The sequence below is a fragment of the Advenella sp. FME57 genome (genome assembly GCF_014897675.1).
Taxonomy (GTDB): domain Bacteria; phylum Pseudomonadota; class Gammaproteobacteria; order Burkholderiales; family Burkholderiaceae_B; genus Advenella.
This window is the reverse complement of sequence record NZ_JABUXU010000001.1, coordinates 220,763-241,509: the sequence shown is the minus strand read 5'-3', so window position 1 is coordinate 241,509 and position 20,747 is coordinate 220,763. Positions and strand designations below refer to the sequence as shown.

General features: G+C 54.4%; 20 protein-coding genes. 19 read left to right on the top strand and 1 reads right to left on the bottom strand.

Features of this window, described 5'->3' with window-relative positions; all coding sequences use genetic code 11:
* Nucleotides 1-68: 68 nt before the first annotated feature.
* The 15 genes from pyrH (at nt 69) to INT32_RS01005 (ending at nt 15,205) form a co-directional block, all read left to right on the top strand.
* Nucleotides 69-782 (top strand): UMP kinase, encoded by a 714-nt coding sequence (gene pyrH, locus INT32_RS01075; protein WP_193086883.1) that lies wholly within the window; start codon nt 69-71, stop codon nt 780-782.
* 9 nt (nt 783-791) lie between these two features.
* The gene (frr, locus tag INT32_RS01070; RefSeq protein ID WP_193086882.1) at nt 792-1,352 is read left to right on the top strand and encodes a ribosome recycling factor; all 561 of its coding nucleotides are present in this window, start codon (nt 792-794) and stop codon (nt 1,350-1,352) included.
* Between the two features lie 51 nt (nt 1,353-1,403).
* A complete protein-coding gene (gene uppS, locus INT32_RS01065; RefSeq protein ID WP_193086881.1) occupies nt 1,404-2,171 on the top strand; it encodes a polyprenyl diphosphate synthase in 768 nt (255 codons plus the stop codon).
* Between the two features lie 10 nt (nt 2,172-2,181).
* A complete protein-coding gene (locus INT32_RS01060) occupies nt 2,182-3,069 on the top strand; it encodes a phosphatidate cytidylyltransferase (RefSeq protein ID WP_193086880.1) in 888 nt (295 codons plus the stop codon).
* Between the two features lie 40 nt (nt 3,070-3,109).
* Entirely contained in the window at nt 3,110-4,282 is a 1,173-nt protein-coding gene (dxr, locus tag INT32_RS01055; protein ID WP_193086879.1) for a 1-deoxy-D-xylulose-5-phosphate reductoisomerase, read from the top strand.
* 5 nt (nt 4,283-4,287) lie between these two features.
* Complete coding sequence (rseP, locus tag INT32_RS01050; protein ID WP_193086878.1) at nt 4,288-5,622, top strand: RIP metalloprotease RseP; 1,335 nt, start codon at nt 4,288-4,290, stop codon at nt 5,620-5,622.
* Nucleotides 5,623-5,734: 112 nt separating this feature from the next.
* Nucleotides 5,735-8,104 (top strand): outer membrane protein assembly factor BamA, encoded by a 2,370-nt coding sequence (gene bamA, locus INT32_RS01045; protein WP_193086877.1) that lies wholly within the window; start codon nt 5,735-5,737, stop codon nt 8,102-8,104.
* A 116-nt stretch (nt 8,105-8,220) separates the two neighbouring features.
* Nucleotides 8,221-8,832, top strand: a complete 612-nt coding sequence (locus tag INT32_RS01040; RefSeq protein ID WP_193087231.1) for an OmpH family outer membrane protein — start codon at nt 8,221-8,223, stop codon at nt 8,830-8,832.
* The gene (gene lpxD, locus INT32_RS01035) at nt 8,829-9,920 is read left to right on the top strand and encodes a UDP-3-O-(3-hydroxymyristoyl)glucosamine N-acyltransferase (protein WP_193087230.1); all 1,092 of its coding nucleotides are present in this window, start codon (nt 8,829-8,831) and stop codon (nt 9,918-9,920) included. The genes INT32_RS01040 and lpxD overlap by 4 nt, the downstream gene beginning before the upstream one ends.
* 95 nt (nt 9,921-10,015) lie before the next feature.
* Nucleotides 10,016-10,474: a 3-hydroxyacyl-ACP dehydratase FabZ gene (gene fabZ, locus INT32_RS01030; protein WP_193086876.1), complete on the top strand. Its 459-nt coding sequence runs from the start codon at nt 10,016-10,018 to the stop codon at nt 10,472-10,474.
* Nucleotides 10,471-11,265: an acyl-ACP--UDP-N-acetylglucosamine O-acyltransferase gene (gene lpxA, locus INT32_RS01025; RefSeq protein ID WP_193086875.1), complete on the top strand. Its 795-nt coding sequence runs from the start codon at nt 10,471-10,473 to the stop codon at nt 11,263-11,265. Before fabZ ends, lpxA begins: the two co-directional genes overlap by 4 nt.
* Nucleotides 11,262-12,431, top strand: coding sequence for a lipid-A-disaccharide synthase (gene lpxB, locus INT32_RS01020; protein ID WP_193086874.1), 1,170 nt, complete (start codon nt 11,262-11,264; stop codon nt 12,429-12,431). Before lpxA ends, lpxB begins: the two co-directional genes overlap by 4 nt.
* 25 nt (nt 12,432-12,456) lie before the next feature.
* Nucleotides 12,457-13,068, top strand: a complete 612-nt coding sequence (rnhB, locus tag INT32_RS01015; RefSeq protein WP_193086873.1) for a ribonuclease HII — start codon at nt 12,457-12,459, stop codon at nt 13,066-13,068.
* Between the two features lie 214 nt (nt 13,069-13,282).
* Entirely contained in the window at nt 13,283-14,356 is a 1,074-nt protein-coding gene (locus INT32_RS01010) for a fatty acid desaturase (RefSeq protein ID WP_193086872.1), read from the top strand.
* A gap of 75 nt (nt 14,357-14,431) precedes the next feature.
* Nucleotides 14,432-15,205 (top strand): RNA methyltransferase, encoded by a 774-nt coding sequence (locus INT32_RS01005; protein ID WP_193086871.1) that lies wholly within the window; start codon nt 14,432-14,434, stop codon nt 15,203-15,205.
* A 34-nt stretch (nt 15,206-15,239) separates the two neighbouring features.
* Here the strand turns inward: INT32_RS01005 and INT32_RS01000 are convergent, their stop codons facing one another.
* Nucleotides 15,240-16,085: a pyruvate, water dikinase regulatory protein gene (locus INT32_RS01000; RefSeq protein WP_193086870.1), complete on the bottom strand. Its 846-nt coding sequence runs from the start codon at nt 16,083-16,085 to the stop codon at nt 15,240-15,242.
* Between the two features lie 144 nt (nt 16,086-16,229).
* On the opposite strand from INT32_RS01000, the gene ppsA reads away from it, so the two are divergent.
* The 4 genes from ppsA to INT32_RS00980 all read left to right on the top strand — a co-directional run bounded on the left by ppsA (nt 16,230) and on the right by INT32_RS00980 (nt 20,740).
* Nucleotides 16,230-18,596 (top strand): phosphoenolpyruvate synthase, encoded by a 2,367-nt coding sequence (gene ppsA / locus INT32_RS00995; protein ID WP_193086869.1) that lies wholly within the window; start codon nt 16,230-16,232, stop codon nt 18,594-18,596.
* A 289-nt stretch (nt 18,597-18,885) separates the two neighbouring features.
* Nucleotides 18,886-19,215, top strand: coding sequence for an FKBP-type peptidyl-prolyl cis-trans isomerase (locus tag INT32_RS00990; RefSeq protein ID WP_193086868.1), 330 nt, complete (start codon nt 18,886-18,888; stop codon nt 19,213-19,215).
* A 91-nt stretch (nt 19,216-19,306) separates the two neighbouring features.
* The gene (locus INT32_RS00985) at nt 19,307-19,759 is read left to right on the top strand and encodes an NfeD family protein (protein WP_193086867.1); all 453 of its coding nucleotides are present in this window, start codon (nt 19,307-19,309) and stop codon (nt 19,757-19,759) included.
* Nucleotides 19,760-19,774: 15 nt separating this feature from the next.
* Nucleotides 19,775-20,740, top strand: a complete 966-nt coding sequence (locus INT32_RS00980; protein WP_193086866.1) for an SPFH domain-containing protein — start codon at nt 19,775-19,777, stop codon at nt 20,738-20,740.
* The last annotated feature ends 7 nt before the right edge of the window (nt 20,741-20,747 follow it).

Sequence of the window (20,747 nt, the reverse complement as noted above, 5' to 3'; positions counted from 1 at the left end):
TTAATTTCCGTAATTGTCGTAGCCAGAGTGGTTACAATAGCGTGTCAATTTTCAAAGGTAGTTCGGCCATGAGCAGCAAATACAAACGTGTGCTTTTAAAACTTTCGGGTGAAGCGTTAATGGGCGACGACGCCTACGGCATCAACCGCAGCACCATCAATCGCATGACTGGTGAAATCGCTGAAGTCTCGCGCATGGGCGTCGAGCTGGCTATTGTCATCGGTGGCGGCAATATTTTCCGGGGCGTAGCGCCCGGCGCTCAAGGCATGGATCGTGCAACCGCCGACTACATGGGGATGATGGCCACGGTAATGAATGCGCTGGCGCTGCAGGATGCGCTCAAGGGGCATGGCGTGGTCACTCGGGTGCAATCGGCCCTGAATATTGACCAGGTCATCGAGCCTTATATCCGCCCCAAGGCGTTGCGCTATCTGGAAGAGAAAAAAGTCGTCATCTTTGCGGCAGGCACCGGCAATCCGTTTTTCACGACCGACACGGCTGCTGCGTTGCGCGGCGCAGAAATAGGCGCAGAGATCGTCCTGAAAGCGACCAAGGTCGATGGTGTCTACTCAGCTGATCCAAACAAGGATCCTACCGCTACGCGCTATTCCCGCATCAGTTTCGATGAGGTTATTACACGTCGCCTGGAAATCATGGATGCCACAGCGTTTGCGCTTTGTCGCGACCAGAAACTGCCTATCAAGGTGTTCAATATCAACAAACCGGGCGCGCTTGCCCGCGCAGTTTGCGGTGAAGATGAAGGCACGCTTGTACACGTATAAAGGAAAGAAATGAGTATCTCTGAATTGCAGAAGTCGGCCGAGAGCCGCATGAACAAATCACTGGACACCCTGAAAACAAACTTGTCCAAAATTCGTACGGGCCGTGCGCACGCCGGCATTCTGGATCAGGTTAATGTGGACTATTACGGCTCTGCAGTGCCGGTCAGTCAGGTCGCCGCAGTCAATGTTGTTGATGCACGCACACTGAGTGTCCAGCCTTGGGAAAAGCAGATGTCCGGCCCGATTGAAAAGGCGATTCGCGAGTCTGATCTGGGTCTCAATCCTGTATCCATGGGCGAGACTATCCGCGTTCCCATGCCAGCATTGACCGAAGAGCGTCGCCGTGATCTGGCCAAAGTGGTCAAGAGCGAAGGCGAGGATGCCAAGGTTGCCGTGCGCAATTTGCGCCGAGATGCGAATGACAGTTTCAAGAAATTGCTCAAGGACAAGGAAATATCTGAAGACGATGATCGTCGCGCCCAGGATGTTATTCAGAAAATGACCGACCGCTTTGTTGCCGAAATCGACAAGGTCGTTACACAGAAAGAAGCCGAAATCATGACGGTTTGATCGTGCCGGCATTATTCCGACGGCATTGTTTTTAACTGAATAGATCAACTCATGAATCCAAGTTCCACACTCTGCGTACCAGAGACTGGCAACATACCCAGGCATGTCGCAATCATCATGGATGGAAACGGGCGCTGGGCGACTCGTCGGTTCATGCCGCGGACAGCGGGCCATGCCAAAGGCGTGCAGGCGGTGCGGCGAGTTGTGGAATATTGCGGCGCCAATGGCATTGATTACCTGACGTTGTTTGCTTTCAGTTCCGAAAACTGGCGCAGGCCGCAGGAAGAGGTGTCGCTGCTGATGAAGCTTTTCGTGCAGGCGCTGGAAAAGGAAGTCTCCCGCTTAAACAGCAATAATGTCCGGCTGCGGGTAGTGGGTGATCTGTCGCCGTTCGAGCCTTATTTACAGAAGTTGATCCGGGATGCCGAAGCCACCACCAATGGTAATAGCGGCTTGACGCTGACCATTGCGGCCAACTACGGAGGGCGCTGGGATATCTTGCAGGCCTTTCGCAAAATGTTGCAGGTGCACCCGGAATTGACCCAGGATACAGCGCAGGTGTCCGAGCAGTTGCTCGGCGAGTATCTCTGCATGAACTGGGCCCCCGAGCCCGACTTGTTCATTCGCACGGGCGGCGAGAGCCGCATTTCAAACTTTCTTGTCTGGCAGCTTGCCTACACCGAATTATATTTTACCGACTGTTACTGGCCTGATTTCGGCGCCAGGGACATGGATCGGGCCATCGAGTGGTATCGTGGGCGTGAACGCCGATTCGGCCGAACCAGCGCGCAAATTTCGGATGATTCCCCGTCCGCCTGAAGGAGAGCGCATGTTATTGCAGCGCATCATTACCGCGGTCGTTCTGTTGATCGTTCTGCTGCTGGTCAGCGTTTTTCTTGCGCCGGTCTGCTTTCGCATCTTTGTCGCCATAGCGAGTGCCATTGCGTTGTGGGAATGGCTGCGGCTGACTGCCTCGGCAAATGCGGCGCGGATTATCGCCATTGTTTATCTGATTGTGGCGGGGTGGACCGCAATCGCGGGGTTTGATGATGCCGCTGTGAACACTGCTGGCGCCATGCCCGCAGATATGCCGTGGGCCGGCGGGATCTCGCCGGTTGCCGCTGCTGTTGCCACGCTGGGGGTGTTGTTCTGGACAATCGCGGTGCCGCTGATCCTGAACCGCGCCGATACGCAGCGTACACCTGTCAGTGTGCTCAGCAGCCTGGCCGGCATCATTGTCGTTGGCGGCAGTGCGCTGGCCCTGGCGATGCTGCACTTGCAACATGGAGTCTGGTTTATTTTCTCGTTCCTGGGTGTTATCTGGTGTGCGGATACTTTTGCCTATTTTGGCGGCAAGCATTTTGGCGGCGCCAGGCTGGCACCGGCTATCAGCCCGGGCAAAACCCGATCGGGTGCAATCTGCGGTCTGATTGCAGCGGTCATCTGGATGCTCGCCACCATGTATATCGACGGCAGCTTTGCCGGCTATGTGCACCAGTATTTCCCCGCGTTTCTTGTGCTATTGGTTGGGGCTGTGTTGGCAACGTATTCCATGATTGGCGATTTGTATGAATCCCTGATCAAGCGCCGCGCCGGCATCAAGGATTCAAGCAATCTTTTGCCGGGACATGGCGGAGTCTGGGACCGGTTCGATTCGATACTCTCGGTCACCCCGCTGGTTCTTGCCTTATGGATGCTGATCCGGCATTTTCATTAACGGCGCTTGCGCCCAAACACTTTTCCGGAAAAGAAAGTCCATGCAGAATATTACGATTTTCGGAGCAACCGGCTCGATTGGCGACAGCACACTCGATATTGTGCGCCGGCACCCAGACAGATTCAGTGTGTATGCACTCAGTGCCCAGCGACGCATGCAGAAACTGGCGCAGCTGGCGCTTGAGTTTTCGGCCAAAGTGGTCATTGTGCCGGACGTCGATGCCGTTGATGCGTTCCGCGAGCACTGGCCTGCCCAGCATGCGCTGCCAGAGATCAGGATGGGCGAACGCGGATTGTGCGAAACGGCCAGGGATCCCGAGACAGATTGCGTGGTGGCGGCGATAGTCGGCATTGCGGGCCTGGCGTCGGCGTTCGAAGCAGCGCAGGCGGGCAAGCGTATTTTGCTGGCCAACAAAGAAGCGCTGGTCGCCGCCGGATCGCTATTTATGCACACGGTGCAAACCCATAACGCGCAATTGTTACCCGTCGATAGCGAACACAATGCCATTTTCCAGTGCCTGCAAAACGGCAGGCAAAAGCAGCAAATACAGCGACTGATTCTCACTGCCTCGGGCGGCCCGTTTCGTGATATAGCCATCAGTGAGCTGGACCACGTAACGCCAGAACAGGCTTGCCGTCATCCGAACTGGAGCATGGGGCAGAAGATTTCCGTAGATTCGGCGACAATGCTCAATAAAGGCCTGGAGGTGATCGAGGCGCACTTTCTGTTCGGCCTGGCACCCGACAAAATCGACGTGGTCATCCATCCCGAGAGCACGGTGCACTCCATGGTCGAGTTTATCGACGGTTCGCTGTTGGCCCAATTGGGCAACACGGATATGCGTATTCCGATTTCCTATGTCATGGGGTATCCCGAGCGCATCGAAAGCAATACGCCAGCCTTCGATCTGCGCAAGCTGCAGCAGCTGAATTTTTCGCTTCCCGATTTTGCGCGCTTCCCCTGTCTGAAGCTGGCCTTTGATGCTTTGCAGGCAGGCCAGGCCGAGTGTATTGCCCTGAACGCGGCCAACGAGATCGCCGTGGCCCATTTTCTGCAGGGCGGTTTGCGTTTCACCCAAATTGCAGATGTGATTGATCGAGCGCTGGACTGGCAAAGCGGCCAGACCAACCCGATTACTCACATTGATGATGTTTTCCAGCTTGACCTCCTGATACGCGAACGCGCCAGGACGTTTTTACCTGCCTCGGTCTGACTATTATGCTTTCCAGTATTATTTTTTTCATTGTCACGATCAGTATCGTGGTGGTTTTTCACGAGCTGGGGCACTATCTGGCTGCACGCCTTTGCGGTGTTCATGTCGAGCGCTTTTCACTTGGCTTTGGTAAAGTGCTGCTTAGCCGGCGCGATACCCGCGGTACGGAATGGGTCATTTCGGCGTTGCCGCTGGGTGGTTACGTCAAGCCTCTGGCTGAACCCCAGGCGGGCCTCAAGGCACAGCCGGGCAGGGGAGCCATGAGCGAAAAATCTCCCTGGCAGCGCATGCTGATTTTTGCCGCGGGCCCGGGCTTCAGCCTGCTGCTGGGCATTCTCATTTATTCGGTCATGTACATGGCAGGCAGCAATGTGCCGCAGGCGATCCTGGGTGCACCGGCCGCCGGAACACCTGCCCAGGTAGCGGGCGTAATGAAGGGCGATCGGGTGATCGGCCTCAATGGCAGCGACGTTCATTCCTGGACCCAGTTGCAGCAACAATTGCTGGAACCCATGATTCTGGGACAGTCGGTCACATTGCAATTGCGGGATCAAAGCAATACCGACCGTGACGCTACGATTGCCTTGCTGGCAGCCCCTAAAGACCTTGAAGGGGTCAATCTGTCCAGGCTGAACGGGCTGGAAATTGATGCACCGCCGCCGAGTGCGGCGCAGGTTATTGCCGGCGGCGCCGGAGAAGCCGCTGGGATAAAACAGGGTGATGTGATTGTGCAGGCCGGCGCCCGTACAGACCTGAATGCGCGGGTATTTATCGAGGAAATCGAGAAAAACGCAGGCCAGGATGTGCCCCTGGTTGTGTTGCGCGATGGCCAGCGCGTCACACTCAATGTGACCCCGCGCCCGACCAAAGGCCCGGATGGCGTCTCGCAGGGTAAAATTGGCGTGGCGCTGCAGTCCGGCTACCCAATGACATTCGTAAGGTACGGGTTGTTTGAAAGTGTGGCCCTGGCCACGACGAGAACGCTCGATACTGCCTGGTTTTCGGTAAAAATGCTGGGTAAAATGGTAATTGGGCAGGTGTCCTGGAAAAATATCAGTGGGCCTGTCACCATTGCCGACTACGCCGGCAAATCCGCCAGCCTGGGATTCGAGCGATTCATTGAGTTCATTGCGTTGATCACCATCAGTATTGGTGTGCTCAACCTGATTCCGATCCCCGGCCTGGATGGCGGGCAAATGCTGTTTGCGTTTTTTGAAATTGTGCGGGGTCGTCCCTTGCCGGCATTTGTGCAGGAGAAGGGCCTGGCATTTGGCTATATGCTGCTGCTTGCCCTGATGGTAGTAGCATTTCTCAATGATGTCATGAGAATTGCCGGATAAGGCCGGTGATGCCGCTAACGTATTAACATACAAGGAAAATTGCTGACAAGACGCTGTGTTCTGACATACAATTTAGCGCTTATGCATATCCGAATCCACAAGGAAAGTCCGAATGTCTTTGAGACAGCTTAGTTCAATGAAAAAGAAAGCGATCCCGGTTCTGATCGCAATGCTCATTCTTCCGCAGGCATCTTTTGCATTTGCGCCATTCGTGGTGCAGGATATTCAGGTAAAAGGATTGCGCAGTACCGATCCGGCAACGCTGTTCAATTACGTTCCAGCCCGTGTCGGCAAACAGTTTACAGAAGAGCAGGCCACAGATTCGGTCAAGCGGCTTTTTGCCACTGGCCTGTTCAATGATGTCAATATTTCCACACGTAACCGTATCGTGTATGTGAATGTGGTAGAGCGTCCGGTCATTTCATCGGTCACGTTTGACGGAATGAAGGCATTCGATAGCAAAACCATTACTGAAACGCTGTCCGGTGTCGGCTTTGGCGCAGGGCGCGCCTACGATGAAGCCTTGCTTGAGCGCGCCAAGAATGAAATCCGGTCGCAATATGTTTCAAAGGGCCACTATGGCACCGAAGTGAATTCGGCCATTACGCCATTGCCTAATAACCGCGTCGGCATCAGCTTCACCGTGCAGGAAAGCAGTATCTCCCGCATTCGGGACATCCATTTTGTGGGCAATGAAGCCTTCTCCGAAGGCACACTGCGCGATCAGATGGACATGACCACACCCGGTTATATGACTTGGTATACGGGCTCGGACAAATATTCGCGTGAAAAACTGGACAAGGATAGCGAATCCATTCGTAAATATTACCTGGATCGTGGCTATTTGGATTTCTCCATGGATTCGCCCCAGGTCAATATCACACCTGATCGTGAAGATATTTCAATCAACCTGACCGTCAACGAGGGCAAGCCTTACAAACTGCGCAAGGTGCAGCTGGCTGGGAACCTGATGGGATTGAACAACGAGCTGCAGGCGCTGATCGAACCCAAGCCTGGTGAAACGTACAGTGAAGAACGGGCGCAGAAAACCACGGATGCAATCAAGAGCTATCTGGGCGGACTCGGCTATGCGTTCGCCAACGTCAACGCCAATCCGGTGCCTGACAAAGAAACCCAGGAAGCCGATCTGACTTTTTTTGTGGATCCCGGCCGCCGCGCGTATGTAAACCGTATCAATATTGGTGGTAATGTACGTACGCGTGATGAGGTTATCCGTCGTGAAATGCGTCAACAGGAATCCGGGTGGTACGATGAAAACCGTCTTTCCCAGTCCAAGGACCGGGTCAATCGTCTTGGTTATTTCAACAGTGTAGACGTGACCCAAATGCCGGTTGCCGGCGCGGATGACCTGGTTGACGTGAATGTGGACGTCAAGGAAAAGCCTACTGGTCTGATCAATCTTGGGGTGGGCTATGGGACCACCGACAAGCTGTCGTTTACTGCCGGTATCAGCCAGGAGAACGTTTTTGGTTCGGGCACCGATCTTGGTCTGCAGGTCAATACCAGCAAACGCTATCGTAATGTCAGCCTGACCCACACAGATCCATACTGGACAACCAGCGGCATCAGCCGCACGACCTCGCTGTATTATCGTACCGAAACACCGTTGAACTATAACGTTGAGCAGGACGAAGATTCTTATCGCACCCGTACAATCGGCCTGGGCATGAACTTTGGCGTACCCATTTCCGAAAATGACCGGATTATCATGGGCGCCACTTTCGAGAACAGCAAAATCACGTTGCCCGGTGAAAACTCAGGCTATCTGATTCCCAAGGCGTATCGTGATTTTGTAGATGATTATGGTGAATCCACCAATGTGCTGATGCTCAATCTGGGCTGGAGAAAGGATACCCGTGACAATGCGCTGGCGCCAACACGCGGCTATTTGAGTTCCATACAGGGTACACTGGGCGTGGGCGACCTGAAATATTATATGTTAAGCGCTCAGCAGCAGTATTACCTGCCACTGGGCAAGGACTACACGCTGGCGTTCAACCTGAGTGCCGACTATGGCCGTTCACTGTCCAACGACAAGCCATTCCCGGTCATCAAGAACATTTACGCCGGTGGTATTGGTTCGGTGCGCGGTTATGAAGGCGCTTCCCTGGGCGCGCGCGATCCCGTATCCGGAGACTATCTGGGCGGTTCAACCCGTGTTGTCGGTAATGTGCAGTTGTATCTTCCATTCCCCGGCACCCATAACGACCGTACATTGCGCTGGTTTGTCTTTGCCGATGCTGGTAAGGTGGGCACAACAGGCAAGGCAAGTTGCACCACCGGTAACGTAGATGAAGGCGGACTTGTCGAGGATCCTTGCGGTTGGCGCTATTCGGCCGGGGTAGGTCTGTCGTGGCAATCTCCGTTGGGGCCGCTGGAAATTTCCTACGCACATCCTATCAGTCCCAAACCTGGTGATAACAAGCAGAAATTCCAATTCCAGATTGGTACGTCATTTTGATTCTTTTGCCGTAAGTAGTCTGTTGTAACACGTCTGCAGTCGCCCTAAGCGGGCGACAGACGTCATCGCCTGCTTTTTAACGCTATAATCAATTTTTTCTCTGAAGGTTAATGTATATGAATTTTAGCTTGGCACATACGAAGTTCAACAAACGCACAATTAACCAGTTGCTTGTGGCTACTGTGCTCGGCGTTTCTGCATCTTCTGTTGCATTTGCACAAACTGCCGGCAAAGCTGCAGACAAAAAACCGGCGAATGCAGCATCAGCCGCGGCTGAAAGTGCTCCGGTTTCCAATATCAAAATCGGTTTCGTCAATACGGAAAAAATCCTGCGTGATTCAGCGCCCGCAAAAGACGCCCAGACTAAAATTGAAGGCGAGTTCAAAAAACGCGACTCTGAACTTCAGAAGCTGGCGAGCACGCTGCGCACCAAATACGAAAGTTTCGACAAGAATGCGCCCGTCATGTCCGATGCAGATCGGACCAAGGCTCAGCGCGAACTGTCCGATCTTGATACCGACCTGCAGCGCAAGCGTCGTGAATTCCAGGAAGACTTCAACCGTCGCCGTAACGAAGCATTCTCCGGCATTGTCGAGAAGGCAAACGCAGCGATCAAAAACATTGCTGAAAAACAGAATTACGATCTGATTGTGCAGGATGCGGTAACCGTCAGTCCACGTATTGATATTACCGATACTGTTATCAAAGCTCTCGACAACGGTAAATAGACATGGCGCAGGATCCTGAGACTGTTCACGCGGTAACGCTGGACCGCCTGCTTAGCGCAGCCGATACACAGGGTCTGGAGTGGGAAATAAAAAATCCACAAAGCAGGGCGATGCCGGTCATCACTGGCATCGCATCCCTGACGCATGCGACTGCGCAATCCATCAGCTTTCTTTCCAATCCCAAGTTCTTCGAGCAACTGGCTACCACAAAGGCTGCAGCGGTCATGCTGCCTGCACGGGCGCTCGAACACCTCCCATCGCAAACGCCGTACATAGTGGTATGTTGCGAAGACCCGTACCTGCTGTATTCTCGCCTGAGCCAATGGTTTGAGAAACAGCGCCTGGCAGGGCTGTCGCGCACCATCCATCCAACGGCCGTCATCCATGAAAGCGCCAGCATTGGCAATAATGTTGCCATTGGCCCTCATGTGGTCATCGAAGAAAACGTACAAATCGGCGATGGCGTCACCATCGGTCCCGCCTGCGTCATTGGCCGTGATAGCCATATCGGCGCAGATAGTCTGTTGCACGCCCGTGTGACGTTTTATCCCGATGTCCGCCTGGGCGAGCGCGGCATTGTCCATAGTGGTGCGGTATTGGGCGCTGATGGTTTCGGTTTTGCGCCGGACGCAACGCGCGAGCCGGGTGGCTGGTCCAAAATCGTCCAATTTGGTGGCGTCGTTCTTGGCAACGATGTTGAAATTGGCGCCAATACCACGATCGACCGCGGCGCGCTGGACGACACCAGCATCGGCAATGACGTGAAGTTGGATAATCAGATCATGATCGGGCACAACGTGCAGATTGGCGATCATACGGCTATGGCCGGCTGCGTGGGTATCGCAGGCTCCACGACCATCGGCAAGCGCTGTACCATTGCCGGCGCGGCCATGCTCTCGGGACACATTACGCTGGGCGATGATGTGCACATTTCCGGCGCAACCAGTGTTATGTCCGACATCAGCAAGCCCGGGCGCTATACCGGCGTATTTCCGTTGGCTGAACATACCGTGTGGCAGAAAAATGCAGCGGTCCTGCTGCAGCTTGCACAACTGCGCCGTCGCCTCCGAGATCTGGAAAAGGCATAATATCCCGTTCGTTGCCGAAGGCTCGCTATTTTCCGGCGAAATTGTCTAAAATACCCCCATCCCTATAACCATAGATTTTAATTACAGGATTATTCATGCAAGTAGATATTCAAAGCATTATGGCGCGGCTTCCACATCGCTATCCGATGCTGCTTGTAGACAGAGTCCTGGAAATGGTACCTGGAAAAAGCATTATTGCCATCAAGAATGTGACTATCAATGAGCCGTTTTTCAACGGGCACTTTCCCGGCCGACCTGTCATGCCCGGGGTGCTGATCATTGAAGCGCTGGCTCAGGCTGCGGCGATATTTTCTTTCACAGAGGAAGATGGCTCCTGCAAACAGGATATCTCGCGTAAGGCCTACTATCTGGTGGGTGTAGATGGGGCGCGCTTTCGCAAGCCAGTAGTTCCGGGAGACCAGCTTCAGCTGGAAGTTACTGCTGATCGTGTCAGCAAAGTCATCTGTAAATACAGTGCACGTGCCACCGTAGACGGGGCAGTTGTAGCTGAAGCTGCGATTATGTGCGCGATTCGTGATCTGGACGAGCAATGAGCAAACTTATTGATTCCACCGCCATTATTCATGATGGCGCAAAGCTGCATCCGTCCGTGAGGGTGGGTGCCTATTCCGTCATCCATGGCAATGTCACGATCGGTGAAGGCAGCGTTGTTGGCGAACATTGCGTCATCGATGGCTTGACGACAATCGGCAAAAACAACGTGTTCTACCGTTTTTGTTCGATCGGCGGCAACCCGCAGGACAAAAAATACTCTGGCGAAAAAACGTCACTGGAAATCGGCGACTGCAACACCATCCGCGAGTTTGTGACCATCAACACCGGCACGACACAAGATGTGGGTACCACCCGTCTGGGTGATGATAACTGGATCATGGCGTACGTACATATCGCCCATGATTGCCAGATCGGCAGTCACACCATTCTGGCCAATTGCGTACAACTGGCCGGCCACATTCATATTGACGACTGGGCCATTGTTGGCGGCAGCTCCGCCGCACATCAATACATTCATATCGGTGCCCACTCCATGACAGGCGGCATGAGCGCAATTCGCCAGGATATCCCCCCTTATATTCTGGGGGCTGGCCAACCCTATCGGCCTGCCGGTATCAATTCCGAAGGACTCAAGCGCCGCGGCTTCACGCCGGAACAGATTCACGCCATCAAAGACGCCTATAAAATCATTTATATGCGCAAGCTGAGCACCGCTGATGCAGCCGAGGAAATCATTCGCTATCAGCAGGATCATCCGGATACTGCCAGCGTGCTTGATCCATTTGTGAGCTTTTTCGAAACAGCCTCACGTGGCGTTAGCCGGGGATGAGCCTGGTCTTGTCGATGGTGGCGGGCGAGCCCTCCGGTGATCTGCTCGCCTCCAGGATCATCCAAGGGGTACGCGCGCGCGACCCGGGGCTGCAGGTCTCCGGAATCGGCGGCCCTGAGATGCAGCAGCAGGGAATGCAAGTGTTGTATCCGATGGACGATCTGTCCGTTTTTGGATACGTGGATGCGCTTAAAAATCTTCCCCGGCTTATTCAGACGCATTTGCGCTTTCGTTCCTCAGTGCTCAAGTTGCGACCTGACGTCTTTGTTGGTGTGGATGCTCCTGATTTCAATCTTCGTCTTGAGCACCATCTTCGCCAGCGCGGCATTCCTACTGTTCATTTTGTAGGCCCATCCATCTGGGCATGGCGTTACGAAAGAATCCACAAGATCCGTGCTGCCGTTTCCCACATGCTGGTGCTGTTTCCTTTTGAGGAAGAAATCTATCGCAAGGAAGGCGTGCCTGTAACCTATGTCGGTCACCCGCTGGCAGCGCAGATCCCGGCACAGCCCGACAAACAGCGGGCGCGTCTACGGCTGGGCATGGAGCCGGACGGAGCGGTGCTGGCCATTTTGCCGGGCAGCCGTGCCTCGGAAATTGCCGAACTGGCGCCGCGTTTTCTGCAAGCGGCGAGCCTGCTGCAAAAAGACGATCCGTCCCTGCGGTTTATTGTGCCGCTGGTCAATGAAGCCCGCCAGGCGCAGTTCAATGCGATTGCCCAGCGCTATCCGGTGAAAAATCTGCAGTGTTTTCGCAGTCGAGTGGCTGACCACCCCATCGCCTGGGATATTATGGAAGCCTGTGACGCCGCGCTTGTTGCCAGCGGCACGGCGACACTGGAAACGGCCTTGTTTCAGCGACCCATGGTTATTTCCTATGTGCTCACACCACTGATGCGCCGGCTGATGGAGTGGAAAGCCGGGCAGGATGGCCCCTCACTGCCGTGGGTCGGCCTGCCCAACGTACTGCTGCGTGAATTCGCGGTGCCCGAGCTGCTGCAGGAAGCGGCCACGCCGGCCAATCTGGCCACAGCATGCGTACGAGCGTTGACCGACACGACGTATATTGAGCAAACCGAAGCGAAATTTCGCCAGTTGCATCGTGAGCTCAATCGCGATACGGCAAAACTGGCGGCGGAGGCGATTCTTGCGACGGCGAACGGCTGATCTCTCTCTGTTTGGCAATCTGCCTATGCCGCGCATGACTGCCGGTATCGATGAAGCGGGCAGGGGGCCGTTGGCCGGGGATGTCTTTGCCGCCGCGGTCATTCTTGATCCCGGGCGTCGTATCAACGGCCTGGCCGATTCAAAAACCCTGACAGCTGCCAAACGTGACAGCCTTGCGCTGCGCATTCGTGACAAAGCCCTTGCCTGGTCCATCGCGAGCGCCAGCGTTGCGGAAATAGACCAGTTCAATATTCTGGGCGCAACCATGCTGGCAATGAAACGCGCATTCGAGGGGTTGGCAGTGTCTTGCGAGCAACAGCAGGCAGAATTGGTATTGATTGACGGAAACCAGGTGCCCAAGGGGCTGGGTGTGCCATGCCACGCAGTGATCAAGGGTGATGCCCTGCATGCATGCATTTCGGCCGCATCCATATTGGCAAAAACAGCCAGGGATGCGCAACTGCTGCAATTGCACGTGCAGTATCCACAATATGCCTTTGACCAGCACAAAGGGTATGGCACCGCGCTGCATCTGGAGCGCCTGAAAACCCACGGTCCCTGTCCGGTGCACCGCAGTACATTTGCGCCGGTCCGTACCCTTATGTCGTTACAGACAAACGAGGGCTTTTTGGCGTAAAATTAGAGTTATTCTCTCAACATACATGAGTGTAACTTGTTTGATTGAGCCTTTATTGTCTGTAAACTGGCTTCAGAATGCATCGAAAATCGGTTTTTTCTTCTGAAACGTGCACTAAATAGAACATTGCATTAAATTGACACGTAGCTGAAGCCTATTACAAGTACAATATGCACTGCCTATTTGCGGGGACACCCGACATGAAAATCACATAATGGAAACGAAATTTACCCCTATCGCGCCCGATGCAGAATTGCCGCACCGGAAAATCATACGCAGCTGGCTGATCCCCATCTCCCAACAGAATACGTTTCGCGCGTTTCTGCTGCTGTTTGTTGATTACACTTTGCTTCTGACCCTGCTGGCCGGCACCATCTTTCTGTCGGCATGGTGGCTCAAGCTGATTTGCGCGCTGGTGGCCGGTTTCGTGATTGGTCGCCTCTTCATTATCGGACATGATGCCTGCCATCAAAGTCTGACGCCTCATCGCAAGCTCAATAAATGGATAGGCCGTATCGCCTTTCTGCCCGCAGTGTCGCCCTACAGTCTTTGGGATGTAGGGCACAATGTGGTACACCACGGCTTTACCAATCTGAAGGGAATGGATTTCGTCTGGTGTCCGAAGACCAAAGAAGAGTATGACGCCCTGTCGCCCATGGGGCGCTTCATGGAGCGCGTCTATCGCGGTCCTCTTGGTGCCGGCATCTATTACATCGTTGAGATCTGGTGGAACCGCATGATGTTCCCTGGCAAGGGGTATATGGGAACCCAGCGCAAGGTGTTCTTCTGGGACGGCCTGCTGGTAAGCATTTTCGGGCTGGCCTGGCTCGGCGGGGTGGTCTACGCGGCACATGCAACCGGGCAGTCGGTACTCATGCTGGTGGCATTTTCCTGGCTGATTCCATTGTTGTTCTGGTTTTACATGATCGGCTTTGTGGTTTATATTCAGCACACGCACACGCGTGTGGTGTGGCACGATAATCGCGCGGTCTGGGCTAAAGCGCAGCCGTTTGTATCAACCACTGTCCACATGATGTTCCGACTCAAATTCGGCACGCTCATGCACCATATCATGGAACACACCGCGCATCACGTTGACATGAGTATCCCGTTGTACAAGCTGAAAAAAGCACAGAAAACGCTGGAAGACATGTTGCCAAGCCGAATCGTGATTCAAATGTTCAGTTGGTCGTGGTACTTTCGCACAGTCAAGGCATGCAAACTGTATAACTATCAGGAAAGGTACTGGACCGATTTTGACGGCAATAAATCGCCTGACGTCGTTTAACGAAAAGCGCAGGCCAGCATATTTGGTCTGCAACAGAAATACGTTAATATCCCTGCTGAGGCAGGGATATTTTTTATGAAACAGATTCAGTCAAAAGACAATTTAGTGGTCCGACAGGGCATGAAAGTAGCGGCAGGGCGGGACAAGACTCGCATCCTGCTTGAAGGCGTGCACCTGTGTGAAGAATGGCTGAAGCGCTACGGTCCGCCTGAGTCGGTTTTGGTGCAGGCTTCTGCAGTCGATCACCCTGATATCGTCCGCCTGCTTGCTGCAAACGACGCTGCGCGCCAATATCTGCTTGCTGACGTGCTATTTAACGCTATTGCCACGGTGCAAACACCGCAAGGCATCATGTTTGTCGCGACACGTCCCATTCCAGCGACCATTACCCGGCTTGCGACCACTGCCTTGTGGCTTGACCGCCTGCAGGACCCTGGCAATCTGGGCACTATTTTGCGAACGGCGGCCGCCGCCGGCGTCAGGGACGTATTGCTTTCGGCAGGATGTGTAGGCGCCTGGTCTCCCAAGGTGCTGCGCAGTGCGCAGGGCGCCCATTTTGCGCTGGAGATTTATGAGCATCAGCACTTTCCAGACATCAGGACCAGACTGGATATGCCGGTTTTGGCATCCTCGCTAGCGCCTGGCGCGCGCAGCCTGTATGCAGGCGCTTTGCCAGCTGCCTGCCTGTGGGTCGTTGGCAATGAAGGGCAGGGCGTCCAGCCCGGCATTCTGGCCGATGCCGATCAGTGCATTTTTATCCCACAGAGCGATGCCGTGGAGTCGCTGAACGCCGCGGTTGCTGCGGCAATCCTGTTATTCGAGCAACGGCGCCAGCATATGCAGACTTGATCAAGCCTGGCTGGCGTGTGTTCCACAGTGGATATCAATAGGTCGCCGAGGAGTTGGATTTGAGTCCCAGGATCTGGATAACCGTCGTAGAAATTTCCTCAATGGATTTAGTCGTTGTCGATAGCCATTGAATGCTCTCGCGTCTCATCAGGCGTTCTGCTTCGGCGACCTCATACAAACATTGTTTGATCGAAGCGTATTGGCTGTCCGGGCGGCGTTCGTTGCGTACCTCGGAAAGGCGATCGGGCTGGATCGACAGGCCGAACAGCTTGTTGCGATACGGTTGAAGCGTTTTGGGCAGCGCGCCGCGTTCAAAATCCTCGGGAATCAAGGGGAAATTGGCTGCCTTGATGGCGTATTGCATGGCAAGGTAGAGACTGGTTGGTGTTTTGCCGCAACGTGAAACACCAACCAAAATGACGTCGGCTTCCTTCAGGCCGTGCACGAACTGCCCGTCATCATGCGCAAGCGTAAAATTAATGGCTTCGATACGGTTGCGATATTGTTTGGAGCTGGCGCTCAAGTGGGACAGGCCAATGGTCGGGCGCGATTTGGTTTCCAGGGCGGTTTCAAGCTGGTTGACGCAGGCGCCGAAAATATCCAGAAAAATACAGTTCGATTGCTGCACCACGGCCAGAATTTCGGGCTTGACCAATGTGCTGAACAGCAGCGGCGGTGTATTTTCAGCCAGGGCCGCCGCGTTGATTTTTTCGGCAACCTTGGCTGCTTTTTCCTCGGAAGTGACAAAAGGCTCACGTAACAGCGTGAAATCAAAATCCGCGCTAAATTGCGACAAAACGGAGTGACTGAAGGTCTCTGCCGTAATGCCCGTGCCGTCAGATACGATGAAGACCGTCCGTTTTTTTTGTGATTCTGGCATGTTCCAATTTGATCCTGTGAGTGTAGAAAAAGACGGTACAATCATGATACTTTGTACCTGGCCGATAGTATCAGGCTTATTTGGTTAGAAAAGCATGCATTTTCTAACCAAATAAGCTTTCATTTTAATCTAAGGGTGACTTAAATGTCGTATGTTGTTCCATTCGAGAAACTCCGCATGTCGGATGTTGACTCTGTCGGCGGGAAAAATGCCTCGCTCGGGGAAATGATCAGCCAGTTGGCCAATGCCGGGGTTCGTGTGCCAGGTGGTTTTGCCACCACTGCCGATGCCTTCCGCGATTTTCTCAAGACCTCCGGGTTGGACAAGCGCATCGCTGATCGTCTTACCTCGCTTAACCCTGAGGATGTTCGCGAACTGGCACAAGCCGGTGCAGAAATCCGAGGCTGGATTACCGAAGCGCCATTCTCTGACGAATTCGAAAAACAGATCCGCCAATCCTACGCGCAACTTGATGCCGATGGCAAGGGTTCGTTTGCCGTGCGCTCATCTGCCACCGCAGAAGACTTGCCCGATGCCTCCTTTGCCGGCCAGCAGGAAACGTTCCTGAACGTCGCTGGTATTGACGATGTGCTGGATAAAATTCGTCATGTTTTTGCGTCACTATATAACGACCGTGCTATTTCCTATCGCGTCCACAAAGGCTACGCGCACGCAGACGTGGCATTGTCTGCTGGTATCCAGCGCATGGTGCGTTCCGACAAGGGCAGTGCCGGTGTGATGTTTACATTGGATACCGAATCCGGTTTCAACGACGTCGTATTCATCACTTCTTCCTACGGCTTGGGTGAAACCGTGGTGCAGGGTGCTGTCAATCCAGACGAATTCTATGTTTTCAAAACCACGCTGGCGTCGGGAAAATATCCGATCGTCGGGCGCCGCATCGGCTCAAAACTGATCAAAATGGAGTTCAACGGGGAGCGCAAGCCTGGCGAGAATGCCGTCAACACCGTTGAGGTACCAGTTTCCGAACGTAACCGCTACTCACTGACCGACGATGAAGTGATCGAGTTGGCCCGTTACGCGGTCATCATCGAGAAACACTACCAGCGCCCCATGGATATCGAATGGGGGCGCGATGGCATCGATGGCAAACTCTATATTCTGCAGGCTCGTCCCGAAACGGTGAAATCTCAGCAGACCGACAACGATGTCCAGCTGCGCTACAAATTGAAAGCAACCGGCAAGGTCCTTATTACCGGTCGCGCCATTGGTCAGAAAATCGGCTCAGGCAAGGTCCGTGTCGTCTCCGACATCAACGATATGGATCAGGTGCAGGCCGGCGATGTGTTGGTGACAGACATGACAGACCCGAACTGGGAACCCGTCATGAAACGCGCTGCAGCCATCGTCACCAACCGTGGCGGGCGTACCTGCCATGCGGCAATCATTGCCCGTGAATTGGGCATTCCTGCTGTTGTCGGATGTGCAACGGCCACAGAAGATCTCAAGGAAGGCGCCGAAGTCACTGTCTCATGCGCCGAAGGCGACGAGGGCCGCATTTACGACGGATTTCTTGAGACCGAAGTAGAAGAAGTGCGTCGCGGCGAGATGCCCGAGATTCCAGTCAAGATCATGATGAACGTGGGTAATCCGCAACTGGCGTTTGATTTTTGCCAAATTCCCAACGGCGGCGTGGGTCTGGCCCGTCTGGAATTCATCATCAACAACAACATCAATGTGCACCCCAAGGCGGTGCTGGACTATCCGAACATTGACGCGGAGCTCAAGAAAGCAGTGGAGTCGGCTGCCCGTGGCTATGCCAGCCCACGTGCCTTCTTTGTTGAGAAACTGGCCGAGGGTATTGCGACCATCGCTGCGGCGTTTTATCCCAAGCCGGTTATTGTGCGCCTGTCCGACTTCAAGTCCAATGAGTATCGCAAGCTGGTGGGCGGCTCTCGCTACGAACCCGAGGAAGAGAACCCGATGCTGGGTTTTCGTGGCGCCTCGCGCTACATTGCTGAAGATTTTGCCGAATGTTTCCGCATGGAATGCGAAGCGCTGCGATTTGTTCGCGATGACATGGGGTTGACCAACGTTGAAATCATGGTGCCATTCGTGCGCACGCTGAGTCAGGCGGAAAAAGTCATCGGCCTGCTTGCAGATAACGGCCTGAAACGCGGTGAGAACGGCCTGCGTGTCATCATGATGTGCGAAGTACCATCCAATGCCATCCTGGCCGATCAGTTCCTCGAATATTTCGATGGCTTCTCTATCGGTTCCAACGACATGACCCAGCTTACGCTGGGGCTGGATCGCGATTCGGGCATGGAGCTGCTGGCTGCCGATTTTGACGAGCGTGATCCTGCGGTGCAGTTCATGCTGCAACGGGCTATCCAGGCGTGCCTGAAAGCCAATAAATACGTCGGCATTTGTGGCCAGGGGCCCAGTGACCATCCGGATCTGGCTGTATGGCTCAAGGAGCAGGGTATTCTGACGATGTCGCTCAATCCCGATACGGTTGTCGACACCTGGCAGAAACTGGCCAAATAAACGCTGGCCAGCGCTAGCTCACTGCCGGAGGGCAGCGGCCGAGGCATTTGCGGGCACCTTTTTCTGATCACGGGTCAGGGCAGGGTGCCCGTTTTGTTTTGTCCTGGTGGTTCATCAATCGGGCTGGAAATTCAACAGAATCCTGTGCCTCGCACGGGGCGCAGTGCCGGTTGGCGATGTGCTGTCCCGTATTGTGCAGTCCAATCCCCGCTATGATCGGGTCTTTTTGTCGAATGCATCAGCGACTTACGGTACACTGGTGTTTTACCCCGTATTCAGGAAGATACACGTGAGCGAACTTATTATTGAAGATGTCACCGAAGGAAGTGGCGAACAGGCAAAAAGCGGACAGCAGGTGTCGGTGCATTATACCGGCTGGCTCAAGGACAATGGCCAGAAATTCGATTCCAGCAAGGACAGGGGGCAGCCATTCTCATTCCCGCTGGGCGCTGGCCACGTGATCAAAGGCTGGGATCAGGGTGTGCAGGGCATGAAAATCGGTGGCACCCGCAAGCTGACCATCCCGGCTGAGCTGGGCTATGGTGCGCGCGGCGCAGGCGGCGTCATTCCTCCCAATGCGACGCTGGTCTTTGAAGTGGAATTGCTCGGTATCAATTGATAGTGGTTTTGGGGGTACGGCAGTCACCTGATGGCTGCTGTGCTTCTGCATGCGGGCCATTGTGGCACGCATCTACTGCAGGAAGGCGATCATGTGGATCTGGTTTGTTGTTGCAGCCATCGCGCTTATTCTTGAGCTGCTCACAGGTACTTTTTTCCTGTTGCTGGTCGCGGTCGCCGCAGCAGGCGCGGGAGTAGTGAGCTGGCTGGGTGGCGAGCTTGCCTGGCAATTGCTTGCCTTCAGCGTGCTGGGCATCGCAGGTTTTTTTGTTCTCAAATCCAGCGGCTTTGTCAAACGTGGCTCGCGCCACGACGCCAGCCGAAATACCGATGTCAATCTGGATATCGGTCAGGCTGTGCATGTCACGGACTGGTCTCCCATGAAGACGGCAGTGATTCAATACCGTGGAGCGACGTGGCAGGTACGGCTGGATCCCGCCGTCAGCGGCACGCCGGTCCCCGGCAGCTATCGTATTACCGATATTGACGGCATCGTGTTTGTCGTCGCACCTGTATCGGGCCCTCTTACACCAAGCAGCTCGTAGTTCAGGAGTCAAACTATGGATACATCGATTATCTTTCTCGCCATACTGGTTGTGCTGGTACTGGTCTTCCTGGTCAAGTCCATTGCCATCGTACCGCAGCAGAATGCGTGGATTATTGAGCGGTTGGGCCGATATGATCGCACCTTATCGCCGGGCGCCCGTTTCATTATTCCCTTTGTCGATCGGGTTGCCTACAAGCATTCACTCAAGGAAATACCGCTGGATGTTCCCAGTCAAATCTGCATTACCAGGGACAATACCCAGTTACAGGTCGATGGCGTTATTTACTTCCAGGTGACCGATCCCATGCTTGCCTCCTATGGCTCGTCAAATTACATCTCGGCCATTACGCAACTGGCGCAAACCACCTTGCGTTCGGTCATCGGGCGAATGGAGCTGGACAAGACCTTCGAAGAGCGGGATGCCATCAACAGTACCATCGTGGCCTCGCTGGATGAAGCGGCGACCAACTGGGGCGTCAAGGTGCTGCGTTACGAAATCAAGGATTTGACGCCACCCAATGAGATCTTGCGCGCCATGCAGGCCCAGATTACCGCAGAGCGTGAAAAACGCGCCTTGATCGCCGCCTCAGAAGGGCGCAGGCAGGAACAGATCAATATTGCAACCGGTGAACGGGAAGCGGCCATCGCCCGTTCTGAAGGTGAGAAGCAGGCTCAGATCAACCAGGCCCAGGGTGAAGCGGCAGCGGTCATTGCCATCGCCGAGGCCACAGCCCAGGCTATTGAACAGGTGGCGCACGCAATCGAACAACCGGGCGGCATGGCAGCGGTCAATCTTCGCGTAGCGGAAAACTATGTTGATGCGTTTGCGAATGTGGCCAAGGAAGGAAATACCCTCATTCTGCCGGCCAATCTGGCTGATGTGGGTGGTCTGATCGCCTCTGCCATGACCGTAGTCAAGGCCACAGGACATGGCAATCAGGCCGGTGCTGGTCTGACCAATCCTGGGCAGACCCGATAGGGCGCCA

Coding starts and splice junctions, on each gene's coding strand:
- dxr (WP_193086879.1), top strand. CDS start 3,110: ATGCAGAATATTACGATTTTCGGAGCAACCGGCTCGATTGGCGACAGC.
- INT32_RS01000 (WP_193086870.1), bottom strand. CDS start 16,085: ATGCCAGAATCACAAAAAAAACGGACGGTCTTCATCGTATCTGACGGC.
- lpxA (WP_193086875.1), top strand. CDS start 10,471: ATGAGCAAACTTATTGATTCCACCGCCATTATTCATGATGGCGCAAAG.
- lpxB (WP_193086874.1), top strand. CDS start 11,262: ATGAGCCTGGTCTTGTCGATGGTGGCGGGCGAGCCCTCCGGTGATCTG.
- INT32_RS01005 (WP_193086871.1), top strand. CDS start 14,432: ATGAAACAGATTCAGTCAAAAGACAATTTAGTGGTCCGACAGGGCATG.
- INT32_RS01060 (WP_193086880.1), top strand. CDS start 2,182: ATGTTATTGCAGCGCATCATTACCGCGGTCGTTCTGTTGATCGTTCTG.
- INT32_RS00980 (WP_193086866.1), top strand. CDS start 19,775: ATGGATACATCGATTATCTTTCTCGCCATACTGGTTGTGCTGGTACTG.
- pyrH (WP_193086883.1), top strand. CDS start 69: ATGAGCAGCAAATACAAACGTGTGCTTTTAAAACTTTCGGGTGAAGCG.
- rnhB (WP_193086873.1), top strand. CDS start 12,457: ATGCCGCGCATGACTGCCGGTATCGATGAAGCGGGCAGGGGGCCGTTG.
- fabZ (WP_193086876.1), top strand. CDS start 10,016: ATGCAAGTAGATATTCAAAGCATTATGGCGCGGCTTCCACATCGCTAT.
- ppsA (WP_193086869.1), top strand. CDS start 16,230: ATGTCGTATGTTGTTCCATTCGAGAAACTCCGCATGTCGGATGTTGAC.
- bamA (WP_193086877.1), top strand. CDS start 5,735: ATGTCTTTGAGACAGCTTAGTTCAATGAAAAAGAAAGCGATCCCGGTT.
- rseP (WP_193086878.1), top strand. CDS start 4,288: ATGCTTTCCAGTATTATTTTTTTCATTGTCACGATCAGTATCGTGGTG.
- uppS (WP_193086881.1), top strand. CDS start 1,404: ATGAATCCAAGTTCCACACTCTGCGTACCAGAGACTGGCAACATACCC.
- frr (WP_193086882.1), top strand. CDS start 792: ATGAGTATCTCTGAATTGCAGAAGTCGGCCGAGAGCCGCATGAACAAA.
- INT32_RS00985 (WP_193086867.1), top strand. CDS start 19,307: ATGTGGATCTGGTTTGTTGTTGCAGCCATCGCGCTTATTCTTGAGCTG.
- INT32_RS01010 (WP_193086872.1), top strand. CDS start 13,283: ATGGAAACGAAATTTACCCCTATCGCGCCCGATGCAGAATTGCCGCAC.
- INT32_RS01040 (WP_193087231.1), top strand. CDS start 8,221: ATGAATTTTAGCTTGGCACATACGAAGTTCAACAAACGCACAATTAAC.